General features: G+C 70.9%; 4 protein-coding genes. 2 read left to right on the plus strand and 2 right to left on the minus strand.

Annotated elements, in window-relative coordinates:
- Window positions 1-5 precede the first annotated feature (5 nt).
- Window positions 6-1,184, minus strand: coding sequence for an ROK family transcriptional regulator (locus BM290_RS28620; protein WP_093619015.1), 1,179 nt, complete (start codon window positions 1,182-1,184; stop codon window positions 6-8).
- A gap of 170 nt (window positions 1,185-1,354) precedes the next feature.
- Here BM290_RS28620 and BM290_RS28625 point away from each other — a divergent pair, with 170 nt between their 5' ends.
- On the plus strand, window positions 1,355-3,040 hold the full coding sequence (locus tag BM290_RS28625; RefSeq protein WP_093619016.1) for a glycoside hydrolase family 3 N-terminal domain-containing protein: 1,686 nt from the start codon (window positions 1,355-1,357) through the stop codon (window positions 3,038-3,040).
- A gap of 399 nt (window positions 3,041-3,439) precedes the next feature.
- Here BM290_RS28625 and BM290_RS28630 read toward each other — a convergent pair whose 3' ends face one another.
- Complete coding sequence (locus tag BM290_RS28630) at window positions 3,440-8,311, minus strand: NAD-glutamate dehydrogenase (protein ID WP_093619017.1); 4,872 nt, start codon at window positions 8,309-8,311, stop codon at window positions 3,440-3,442.
- 165 nt (window positions 8,312-8,476) lie between these two features.
- Between BM290_RS28630 and BM290_RS28635 the strand changes: the two genes are divergently transcribed.
- Window positions 8,477-10,384 carry a penicillin-binding transpeptidase domain-containing protein gene (locus tag BM290_RS28635; RefSeq protein WP_093619018.1) on the plus strand — a complete coding sequence of 636 codons (1,908 nt, stop codon included), beginning with the start codon at window positions 8,477-8,479 and terminating at the stop codon, window positions 10,382-10,384.
- Window positions 10,385-12,432 lie beyond the last annotated feature (2,048 nt).

Raw genomic sequence — 12,432 nt, forward strand, 5'->3', positions numbered from 1 at the left:
CGCCGTCAGTCGGTGGTGGAGCCGAAGACCTCGTCGCGGACGGCGTCGAGGGCCGTGCGGAGCGCGCCGTGCAGGACCGGTTCGGAGGCGACGCCGGTGACCACGACCTTCGGGGAGACGAGGGTGATCGCGGCGACCTCGCGTTCCACCCGGTCGGCGAGGGCGGGGCCGCCGGCCCGGCTGACCTCACCGGCCAGGACGACCAGCGGCGGGTCGAGGACCGCGCAGGTGGCGGCGACGCCGAGGGCGAGGCGGCGGGCTAGCTCGTCGAGGACCGGCTCACCGGCCGGGCCGGCCGCGACGGCGGCACGCACCACGTCGGCGGCCTCGGCGCCACGGAAGCCGAACTGTTTGCCGATGGCCTTGACCGCGTCGGCGCCGGCGATCGCCTGGAACGCGCCCTTGACTCCGCGCCGGGACGCGTTGTGCGGCACCTCGGCCCCACCGACCGGCAGGTAGCCGATCTCCCCGGCCGCACCGGTGGCGCCCTGGTGGAGACGGCCGTTGATGACCGTGGCCAGACCGACGCCCCGGCCGATCCAGACCAGGGCGAAATCGGTCACTCCGGCGGCGGCGCCGGTGCTCGACTCGGCCACCGCGGCCATGTTGACGTCGTTGCCGAAGAAGACCGGGATGTTCAGGTCGCGGCGCAGGTCGGCGAGGAGGCCGCGGTGCCAGCGGGGCAGGTCGTGAGCGAACGAGATCTCGCCGGACTGGGGATCGACCAGGCCGGGGGTGCCTAGCACGACGCGGCGGACCGAGGACATGTCGGCGCCGGCCTCACCAGCGGCCTGGACGACGGCGTTGTGCACGACGCCGACCGGGTCGTCGGTGTCCTTGGTGCTCTGCTCGACGCGGCTGATCACGGCGCCGGTGATGTCGGCACAGGCGGCGACGACCCCGTCCGGCCCGACCTCGGCGCCGATGACGTGGGCGCTGCCCGGGGTGACCGCGTAGAGCTGGGCGTTCGGACCGCGGCCGCCGGCCTGCTCGCCGACCCGGCGGACCAGCCCGCGCTCCTCCAGGCGTTCCACCAGCTGCGAGGCGGTGACCTTGCTGAGGCCGGTCATCTCGCCGAGCTGGGCCCGGGTGAGCGGGCCTCGGGTGAGCAGCAGGTCCAGCGCGGCGCGGTCGTTGAGAGCGCGCAGCAACCGGGGTGTGCCCGGTAGGCGAGTGGCGGCCATAACTCAGTCCCCTAATACTAAGGATTCTTTCCTGTTACAGTGTCGACGCACGACACGCAGCCGCAGCGTAACGGTAGGCAATGTCGCCGACCGGAAGGTGGCTATCGACTCCGAGCGATCATGGCAGCTCGTGGCCCCTCGCGGCCAGAGTTGCGCATCGGAAGGACACCATGGCGATCGACCCGGGCCTCCGCCGGCTGGCCCTGCGCACCCTTCTCGCCGCGTTCCCGGGGGCCGTCGCGCCGTCGTGGGCGGGCGATCTCCTGCTCGACGGGCTGGCCGGGCACACCCTGTTCGGCGGCAACGTGGTCGATCCCGGACAGGTCGCCGATCTGACCGCCCAGCTGCGGTCGGCCCGCGCGGACGTGCTGATCGCGATCGACGAGGAGGGTGGCGACGTCACCCGGCTCGGGCACCGGACCGGTAGCGCGTACCCCGGAAACGCCGCCCTCGGCGCCGCCGGCAACCTGGACCTGACCCGCCGGGTGTACGCCGCGATCGGCGCCGACCTGGCCGCCGCCGGCATCAACCTGGACCTGGCGCCGACCGTCGACGTCAACACCGCCGACGACAACCCGATCATCGGCACCCGGTCGTTCGGGGCGGATCCGGCGCTCGTCGCACGGCACACCGCCGCCGCCGTCACCGGCCTCCAGTCCAGCGGGGTGGCGGCCTGCGCGAAGCACTTCCCCGGGCACGGCGCCACCGTCACCGACTCCCATCTGGAGTTGCCGACCGTCGACGTGCCACTGTCCCTGCTGCGCTCCCGGGATCTGCCGCCGTTCGCCGCCGCCGTCGAGGCCGGGGTGCGGTCCGTGATGAGCGCCCACATCCGGGTGCCGCAGCTGACCGGCGACGGTCCGGCCACCTTCAGCCGGTCCGCGCTGAACGGGCTCCTCCGCGACGAGCTGGGCTTCCGCGGAGCGATCGTCACCGACGCCCTGGAGATGCGCGGCGCGGCGGGCGCTGCCGGAAGCATCCCGCGCGCCGCCGTCGCCGCCCTGGCCGCCGGCGCCGACCTGCTCTGCATCGGCGCCGTCGTCACCCTCGAACTCGTCGAAGCGGTTGCCACCGAGATCGCCACCGCCACCCGCGACGGCCGCCTCCCCCTGACCCGCCTGGAGAACGCCGCCGAACGCACCGCCGACCTGGCCGCCGGGAGCGGCCCGCCGCCCAGGACCACGACAACGGCAGACCCCAAGACAGAACCAGCCGCCATGGGTACGCCCGAAGCAGCCGGCGCACCCACGCCGGCCCGCCACACCCCGGCCCCCTCCGCCGCGGGCCCGGCCGCGGCCACAACAGCCACCCGCAGCCCGAATCCCTCCGACGCGAGCCCGGCCACGGCCACAACAGCCACCCGCAACCCGGACCCCTCCCCCGCGAGCCGGCCCGATGTCGCGCTCGGGGTGGAGGCCGCCCGCCAGGGGATGCGGTTCGAGGGGTCGGACGACCGGCTGCGGAACCCGCTCGTGGTGCGGTTCGTCGCGGGGTACTCGATCGCCGAGGGCAAGGTGCCGTGGGGTCTCGCGCCGCACCTGGCGACCGCCGAGGAGATCGAGGTGGTGGCCGCCGACGCGACGGTCGAGTCGATCACGGAGCGTGCCGGCGACCGCCCGATCGTGGTCGTCGGCCGACGCCTGCACAACTCCCCCGCGGCCCGGACCCTGATCGAGAAGCTGGCCGCCGACCGCCCGGTGGGCGTGGTCGAGATGGGCTGGCCGTCGGCGTGGCGGCCGACCGGCGTGGACGCCTTCGTGATCACCCACGGCGCCGCCCTGGCCAACAGCCGCGCCGCGGCCGAGGCTCTCGGCCTGGTCGCCGGAGCCGTCCCGGCTGCGCCGGCACACCCCTGAAACCAGCCGGCTCGTTCTCGATGCCGTCGTGGCCCACCCGCGACAGCATCGAGGACCAGCCGCGCCGGGGCGGCCGAGAGCGATCCGGGACACCGCCGGAAGCGGTGCCGGAACGAGGGCCGCATCACGGTGCGTGACGAGGGGTGCGCTTGTCGTCACGACTGTCCGGTAATGGGCGAAACTTCTGGGCGAAACGGACCCACCGAACGGTCAATCCGCCTACGCTGCGCTTCCCTCCGCGTTGCCACGTCACCTAGCGTGATGGCCAGAAGGTGGGTCTGGGGAAACGTCGCGGAACTCGGCTCGGGACCAGTTCGACTCCGCGGCGCAGACGGTGAGCCGGATTTCGGCAGGGCTTCGGGAGCTGCCCGCCGAAGTCCGGCTCACCAAAAAAGCCGATCAGGCCGCTGACGTCTTGACCAGGGTACGGATCTGGCGCAGCAGCACCGAGAGCGCCGCCAACTCGGCGGGAGTGTCCTCCACGTTGCCCATGGCGTTGGACGCGCGGGCGATCGAGGCCGCGTTGACCTGGGACCACTCCGACACCCGATCCTCCGGGGCGGCCGTCGACGGCGTCGACTGGAGCACCTCGGCGGTCAGGGCGGCCAGCGCGGCATACAGGTCGTAGCGCAGCGCCATCCGGGCCAGGGTCTGCCAGCGGTCGCCCCGCGGCAGCCGGGAGATGTGCGAGAGCAGCTTGTCCACCCCGAACCGCTCGGAGAGCACGAAGTAGACCTGCGCCACCTCGCCCGGGTCCCGGTCGATCCCGGACGCCGTCTCCAGGATGTCGAGCAGGCCGAAGCCGTAGAACACCCGGCTCACCGTCTCGGCCAGTTTCTCCGGGACGCCCTTGCCGGCCAGCTCCTCGGCCTGGCTCTCCAGCGAGCGGCGCTCCCCGCCGACGATCACCTGCGGGAGGCGGGGCAGCAGGTCGGCGACGCCGGGACGCAGTTTGGCGATCTCGCCGGCCACGTCGATCGGTGAACGGCGGGTGCTGACCAGCCAGCGGACCGCCCGGTCGAGCAGCCGCCGGGTCTCCAGGAAGACCAGGGTCTGCGCGGCGGTCGGCACCTCGTTGTCGAGCGCCTCGCCGGCCGCCCAGATCTCCGGCAGCCCGTAGACGTCGCGGATCACCACGTACGCCCGGATCACGTCGGCCGCGGACGCCCCGCTCTCCTCCATGGCACGGTAGACGAACGACGTACCCCCGCGGTTGACCACCTCGTTGACCAGCGACGTCGAGATGATCTCGCGCCGCAGCCGATGTCCGGCCATCCGGCCGGCGAACCGCTCGCGCAGCGGCGTCGGGAAGTACTCGGTGAGGACCGCGCTGGTCCAGGCCTCGTCGACCAGCTCGTCGGCGAGCACCTCACGCTCCAGGCTGATCTTGACGTACGCCAGGAGCACCGCGAACTCCGGAGCGGTGAGCCCTTCGCCGTTCTCGTAGCGGACGGCGAGCTCCTTGTCCGTCGGCAGGGCCTCCAGCTCCCGGTTGAGCTCACCGCGCTGCTCCAGCGAGTTGAGCATGCGCCGGTGCACCGGGAGCAGCGAATGCGCCTGTGAGCGGGCGTTGCCGAGCGCCATGGCCTGCTCGTAGTTGTCGCGCAGCACCATCTCGCCGACCTCGTCGGTCATCGCGGCGAGCATCTCGTCGCGCTCCGGGATGGTCATCTCGCCGTCGACGACCGCGCCACCGAGCAGGATCTTGATGTTGACCTCGTGGTCGGAGCAGTCCACACCGGCCGAGTTGTCGATGAAGTCGGTGAACACCCGGCCGCCGGCCCGGGCGAACTCGATCCGCCCGCGCTGGGTGAGGCCGAGGTTGCCGCCCTCGCCGACCACCTTGACCCGCAGGTCGGCGCCGTTCACCCGGATGGCGTCGTTGCCCTTGTCACCGACCTCGGCGTGCGACTCGGAGGCCGCCTTCACGTAGGTGCCGATGCCGCCGTTGAAGAACAGGTCGACCGGCGCCTTGAGGATCGCGCGCATCAGGTCGCCGGGGCTGATCACCGGGGCGTCGCCGAGTTGCAGCCGCTCGCGGACCTGCGGGCTGACCGGGATCGACTTCGCCGACCTCGGATAGACGCCGCCGCCCTCGCTGATCAGGGACTTGTCGTAATCGTCCCAGGAGGAGCGGGGCAGGTCGAACAGGCGCTTGCGTTCCGCGTACGACGTCGAGGCCGTGGGATCCGGATCGAGGAAGATGTGGCGGTGGTCGAAGGCCGCGACCAGCCGGATGTGCTGCGACAGCAGCATGCCGTTGCCGAAGACGTCGCCGGACATGTCGCCGACGCCGACCACCGTGAAATCCTCGCTCTGGGTGTCGACGCCCAGGTCGCGGAAGTGTTTCTTGACCGACTCCCACGCGCCGCGGGCGGTGATGCCCATCTTCTTGTGGTCGTAACCGGCCGAGCCGCCGGAGGCGAACGCGTCGCCCATCCAGAAGTCCTTGCCGACCGAGATCTCGTTGGCGATGTCGGAGAACGTGGCGGTGCCCTTGTCCGCCGCCACCACCAGGTACGGGTCGTCACCGTCGTGCCGGACCACGTCCTTCGGCGGGACGATCTTGCCGGCCAGGATGTTGTCGGTCACATCGAGCAGCGCGGTGATGAAGCGCTTGTAGCACTCCACCGCCTCGTCCCGGTCGCCCGGTTTCTGCTTGAGGACGAAACCGCCCTTGGCGCCCACCGGGACGATCACCGAGTTCTTCACCATCTGCGCCTTGACCAGGCCGAGCACCTCGGTACGGAAGTCCTCGCGCCGATCCGACCAGCGCAGACCGCCCCGCGCGACAGCGCCGAACCGCAGGTGCACGCCCTCGAATCGCGGCGAGTAGACGAAGATCTCGAACTTGGGCCGTGGCTGCGGCAGGTCCGGGATGGCCTGCGGGTCCAGCTTGAAGGCCACGTAGGACTTCGGCCGCCCCTCCGGCCCGCGCTGGAAGAAGCTGGTCCGCAGGGTCGCCTCGATCAGGGTGAGGTAGGAACGCAGGATCCGGTCCTGGTCGAGGCTCTCCACCTGGTCGAGCAGCTCGGTGATCCGGTCGCGGACCTCGCCGGCCTGCCGGGCCCGCTCGCTCTCGCCGACGGTGAGATGCGGTGAGAACCGGACCTCGAAGAGTTTCACCAGCAGCCCGGCGATCTCCGGGTACTGCGTGAAGGTCGACTCCAGGTATCGCTCGGAGAAGACGTTGCCGGTCTGGCGCAGATACTTCGCGTAGGCGCGCAGCACCACCACCTGCCGCCAGGTGAGGCCGGCCAGCAGCACCAGCTCGTTGAAGCCGTCCACCTCGGCCTCGCCCCGCCAGGCGGCCGCGAACGCGTTCTCCACCTGCGGGCGGACCTCGGCCAGCTCGCGGTGGCCGCTCGGCGGCAGCAGGCCGAAGTCGTAGAGGTAGATGACACCGTCGGGGCGGCGGATCTCGTACGGCCTCTCGTCGGTGACCCGGACACCCAGCGAGTGCAGCACCGGCAGCACCGCGGACAGCATCATCGGCTCGCCGTACCGGTACACCTTGAAGCGGACGTCACGCTCGTCCGGCGTGGGAGTGCCGTCCGGCCCCAGACGGCGACGCCGGAACAGGTGCATGGACAGCTGGCCGGGCTCCTCCAGGAGTTCCAGCTTCGCCAGGTCCTGCATCCCCTCGTACGGCGTATGGGTGTTCTTGTAACTCTCCGGGTAGGCCGAGGAGTATCGCAGGAACAGCCGCCGGGCCTGCTCGTCACCGAGTTTGCGCTCCAGCACCAGCGAGAAGTCGTCGTCCCACATCCGGGTCGCGTCGGCCAGCAGCTCGGCCAGCTCGTTCGGCTCCAGCTGACCGGGCGGGGCTGCCGGGTCGGTCCGCACGATGAAGTGCACCCGCGCCAGCATCCGCTCGGTGACCCGGGTCGTGTAGTCGACGCCCACCCCGTTCAGCTCGCGGAGCAGGATCTCCTGCATGCGCAGCCGGTTGCCGGTGGTGAACCGGTCACGTGGCAGGTAGATCAGGCACGAGATGAACCGGCCGTAGCCGTCGCGCCGCAGGAACAGCCGCAACTGCCGGCGCCCGGCCATCCGCAGAACGCCGATGACCGCCTCGTACAGATCATCGGTCTTGATCTGGAAGAGCTCGTCGCGCGGGTAGGTCTCGAGGATCTGCAGCAGGTCCTTGCCGGAGTGGCCACGGGGTGACAGTCCGGAACGGTCCATCACCTCCTGCACCTTGCGCTTGACCACCGGGAGCTGACGCACGCTCGTCCGGTACGCCGAACTGGAGAACAGGCCCAGGAAGCGGCGCTCGCCGACCACCTCGCCGGCGTCGTTGAACAGCTTCACGCCGATGTAGTCGAGGTACGCCGAACGGTGCACCGTGGCCCGCGAGTTCGCCTTGGTGATCACGAGGAGCCGTTTCTCCATGGCCCGCTCGTAGATCTCGGCGGCCATCTCGGCGGCCAGCCGGCGCGGTTTGCTGGCCCCGCGCAGAATGCCCAGCCCGGTGCCCGGGACCGCGGTCAGGACGCCGTCGTCCAGCCGGTACTCCCGGTAGCCCAGGAACGTGAAGTGGTCGTCGGCAAGCCATTTGAGCAGCTCGATCGAGTCGGTGACGTCCTTGTCGGGCACCGGCAGGCCCCGATCCGAACCACGGGCGGCGGCCAGCTCGTCGGAGATGACGACGGCCCGCTGGCGCATCCGCGGCCAGTCCTCGACGGCGTCACGCACGTCGGTGAGCACCCGCCGCACCTCGTTGAGCAACTGCTCGCGGGCCTCCGGGCGGCGCACCGGGTCGATCTCGATCCGGATCCAGCTCTCCACAAGATCGCCCTCGATGGCGTCGTCGGCCTCGACGTCCGCCTCGAGCTGGGCGAGCGCGCCGAGCGGCTCGCGGCGCACCACGATCAGCGGGTGCACCATCAGGTAGACCTGCAGATTGTGGGCGGTCAGCAGCGCGATCACCGAGTCCACCAGGAACGGCATGTCGTCGGTCACGATCCGCAGGACGCTGTGCGCCTGCGGGCCGCTCGGCTCGGTGATGGCGAGCTTCAGCTCACCGGGCAGACGATTACGAGCCAGCTCGCGGTGCTCCACCGCGGCCGAGAACATCTCGTCGGGCGTGTATCCGATCAGCTCCTCATCCGGCGCGAACCGCCAGAAGCGGCTCACCAGCGATGCGGTGTTGTGGTCCTCACCCGCGAGCTCGATCGCCTGGGCGACCAGCCGCTCGGCGTTCGGCACCTCGTCAACCAACAACGCGGTCTGATCAGAATCGGTCGCTGCCTCGTCGGCGACAGCCATGGTCCGGCGCTCCCCTCACCCACGGCACTGTGGGCTCGAACGTGTCGAGGACAGCCTAGAGCCAGTCCCCCGTCACCCTCACACCCCCGGTGTGCCCATACGCGGGACAGCCGAACGGGCATCTGTTTATTACGGTTCGTTCAGCTACCCACCGAAGGGACCCTCATGCGCCGCTCCTCCGCCGGCCTGGCCGCACTGCTGCTCGCCGCCTCCTGCGGACTCACCGCCTGCTCCTCGGACCCGGCCGAGGACGCCGTCACGGCGTTCCTCAGCGGGTGGAGCGGCGGGAAGCTCGACGACGTCGGCTTCGTCACCGCGGCCGGCGGCAAGATCGCCGCGGCCGACGTGCTGAGCCAGATCAACGGGCTCTACGGCGACCTCACCGGCCAGCCGCTCGCGGTCACCACGGCCGGCGCCACCGAGGAGAACGGCGACAACGCCAGCACACCGATCACCGTCAAGTGGACCCTGCCCGGCGGGGTCGAGTGGAGCTACCGCAGCACGGTGCGCGCCACCAAGGCCGGCAAGGACGGATGGAGCGTGGTCTGGGAGCCCTCCGTGGTCCAGCCCGACCTCGCCGCCGGCGAGAAACTGCGCCTGCGCCGCGTCGCCGCCACCCGCGCCGGCATCCTCGACGCCGGCGGGAAGACCCTGGTCGGGCCACAGAAAGTGACGATCGTCGGGGTCAGCCCGGAGCGGGTCACCGACCTGCCCCAGCTCCAGAAGGACCTCGCCGCGGCGTTCGCCAAGATCAATGTGGACGTGGACCTGAGCGACCTCAAGGACCGCGTCGACAAGGCCGACCCCGGCGCCTTCCTCGACCTGATCAGCCTCCGGCAGTCCGATTATCAGAAGATCCGGTCAGAGGTACGGCCACTGCCCGGCACCGTCTTCCGCGACGAGACCCGGCAGCTCGCACCCACCCGGGCCTTCGCGCGCGCCCTGCTCGGCACCGTCGACCCGGCCACCGAGGAGGACCTCGCCGCCAAGCCGGGAGTGCTCCTCGCCGGTGACGAGGCCGGGCACGGCGGCCTCCAGGAGAAGTACGACGACGTCCTGCGCGGCACCGCCGGCCTCTCCGTGGTGATCGCCCGTGAGGCCGCCGACGGCGCCACCGAGGACACCAAGCTCTTCACCAGCGAGCCGGTCGCCGGCAAACCCATCAAGGTGACGCTCGACACCAAGGTGCAGAACGCCGCCGACACCGCGCTCGCCGCCGAGAAGCAGCCCAGCTCCCTGGTCGCCATCCGGGTCAGCGACGGCGCCGTGCTGGCCTCGGCCAACGGGCCCGAGCCCGGCGGCGTCAACACCGCCTTCACCGGCCAGGTCCCCCCGGGGTCGACGTTCAAGATGATCTCGGCGTACGGGCTGCTCGCCCGCGACGCCATTACCGCAGACACCGCCGTCGACTGTCCTAAAACGGTCACGGTGGACGGGCGTGAATTCAAGAACTCCCACGACCAGGCGCTCGGCAAGGTGCCGTTCCATGTGGACTTCGCGAAATCCTGCAACACCGCGTTCGCCGCTCTCGCCCCCAAGCTGACCGCCGCCGGCCTGCAGGAGGCGGCGGGCGCCCTCGGCCTCGGCGGCACCTGGGATCTCGGCGTCGAGGCGTACTCCGGCCAGGTCTCCGACGGCGGGACCGCCACCGAGCTGGCCGCCGCCGTCTTCGGCCAGGGCAGCACCGTGGTCAGCCCGCTCGCCATGGCCGGCGCCACCGCGGCCGTCGCCAAAGGACAGTTCCAGCAGCCGAAACTGGTCCTCGACCCGGCGCCCGCCGCCGCGGCGGCCGCCGGTCCGAAGCTCGACCAGGACGCCCTCACCGGTCTGCGGGCCATGATGCGTGAGGTCGTCACCGACGGCACGGCCACGGCGCTGCGCAACGTCCCCGGCGGAGCGGTCCACGGCAAGACCGGAACCGCCGAATTCAAGACCGGCTCCGAGGACACCCACTCCTGGTTCGTCGGCTACCAGGGCGACATCGCCTTCGCCGTGATGGTCCAGAACGGTGGCGCGGGTTCCGAAGCCGCCGTCCCGGTGGTGCAGCGCTTCCTGACCGCCCTCAGCAAATAGGCCGATCGCCGGCGGCGGATCGTGAGGTTCTAGGCGACCCCGGGCGGGAACCCGGTGAGAGAACCCGGTCCGGCCGCCGACGGGCCGAGGCTGCCGTCGACGGGCGGGCGGGGGCGCAGCATGCCCGGGCGGGTCGCGGGCAGCGGCTCGGAGTCGAGCAGCGGCGCCGACCCGAGCGGCCGGGACAGTAGGCGCACCTCGCCCCGCTCCGCCTCGACGCGGGCCGGTTCAGCACGGGCCGCTTCGGTATGGGCCGGTTCAGCAGGGGTCGGCTCACTGCCGGCCTGTTCGCTGCCGGTCGGCTCACTACCGGTCGGCTCACTACCGGTCGGCTCACTACCGGTCGGCTCACCACCGGTCGGCTCACCACCGGACGTTTCGATGCAGGTCGGTTCATCGCCGGATGTTTCGATGCCGGATGTTTCGACGCCGGGTGGCTCACTGCCGGTCGGTTCGGGGAGCGGCTCGGCATCGGCCTCGGTCGCCGTTTCGAGTTCGGAGTCGACGCCGGCGGGACCGGTACCGACGGCATCGGTTTCGGCATCCGCCAAGGAGGCCTCATCACCGAAAAGGTTGCCTCCGCCGTCCGTAACCGAGTTGTCCCCACCGCCGGAAACGGAGTCGCCTTCGCCGCCAGAGACGGAATCGCCTTCGCCGCCAGAGACGGAATCGCCTTCGCCGCCAGTGACGGAGTCACCCCCACCGCCGGAAACGAAGTGGCCTTCGCCGCCGGAGATGGAGTCGCCTTCGCCGCCGGTGACCGAGTTAGCTCCTTCGGCGCTGGTCGACGGGATCACGTCACTGGAAAGGGTCCGGCTCAGTCTGTTGGTGAACCTGTTGCCCGCATCGTTTCGGGAGCGTTGAGCTGCGCGGCTTCCGTTGACCGAGCCGGCTGGCGTCTCGTCCGGGCTGACGGTCGGCTGTTCTGTCGCCGTCGCGTCCGCGTCGTCGAGATCATCGGGCGGTACCTGGACTGCGGCGGAGGTCGGCGGGACCGGCGCGTGGCCCGTCGCGAGTGCCACGGCCAGCACGAAGTCGGCATCGGACCGGGTGTAGCCGGAAAGGCCGCGCCCGACCGGCTCGGCCCCTTCCTCCACGGCGGTGGTCACACCTGCGGCCACCGTCTCCTCCCGGCTGTCGGGGACCTCCGCGGTGGACGCCGGTTCGATGCCCGGAGCTGCTGATCCGGCGCTTCCGGCCGACGCGGCCCTGTCGGCGTCGCGCTCAGAGTCATCGGTCTCCGAATCGGCGTCGGCCACCCGGGGATCATCCGGCCGGGCACCGCCACGACCGGAGAGAAGGGCCGCAACAACACCACGGCCGGCAGGAAAGGGCTCGGAGACGGCATCCGAAAGCACACCGTCGAGCACCGGAGCAGTTCCGTCAGAATCCGCACGAGCAGCATCGGGTGCCGGATCGGTGCCGTTCGAATCCGGAATGGCAGCGACGGCCGAGGCATCGTCCGGCATCTCGGCGACCGCATCGGAATCGGGAAGTACCGCGGCGTCCGCATTCGTGTGCGCGGCATCCGGCACGACCTCCGAGGAAGCCTCCGACGTCGCGCCGACCAGGTCCGAATCCGACACAACTTCCGAGAAGGCCTCCGGTGTCCCGTCAGCCACATCCGAACCCGGCGCTACTCCCGAGGCGGTCTCCGAAGTCACGTCGTCCCGATCCGAATCCGGTGGAGCGGCGTCCGTGGCCGCGGCATGAACCAGGTCGGGCACGGGGACGGCAATGGAATCGGGTGCGGCCGGGGCGGTGGATCTCTGGATCTCTATCGAGATTCGTGTGACCGGCGCTGTGTGGTCGATCGAAATCTCATCGGAAGCGTCGAGATCCGTGCCCGCTGAGAACGGTGGGGCAATGTCCGAGGCGGTCGCGGCGAAAGGGTCCGGCCCGTCATCCGGATCGGTGGCCGCGGTGCCGCTCGTCGAGTGCCCGTCCGTGATTGTGCGTTCGGCAAACGGGGCCGCGAGCACGGAGCCGTGGGCGGACTCGGCGGACAAGGCACCTGCCGCGGAAGCCGAGTTCGGGGAAGCGTCCAG

The sequence above is a fragment of the Actinoplanes philippinensis genome, assembly GCF_900113015.1.
GTDB classification, from domain to species: Bacteria; Actinomycetota; Actinomycetes; order Mycobacteriales; family Micromonosporaceae; genus Actinoplanes; species Actinoplanes philippinensis.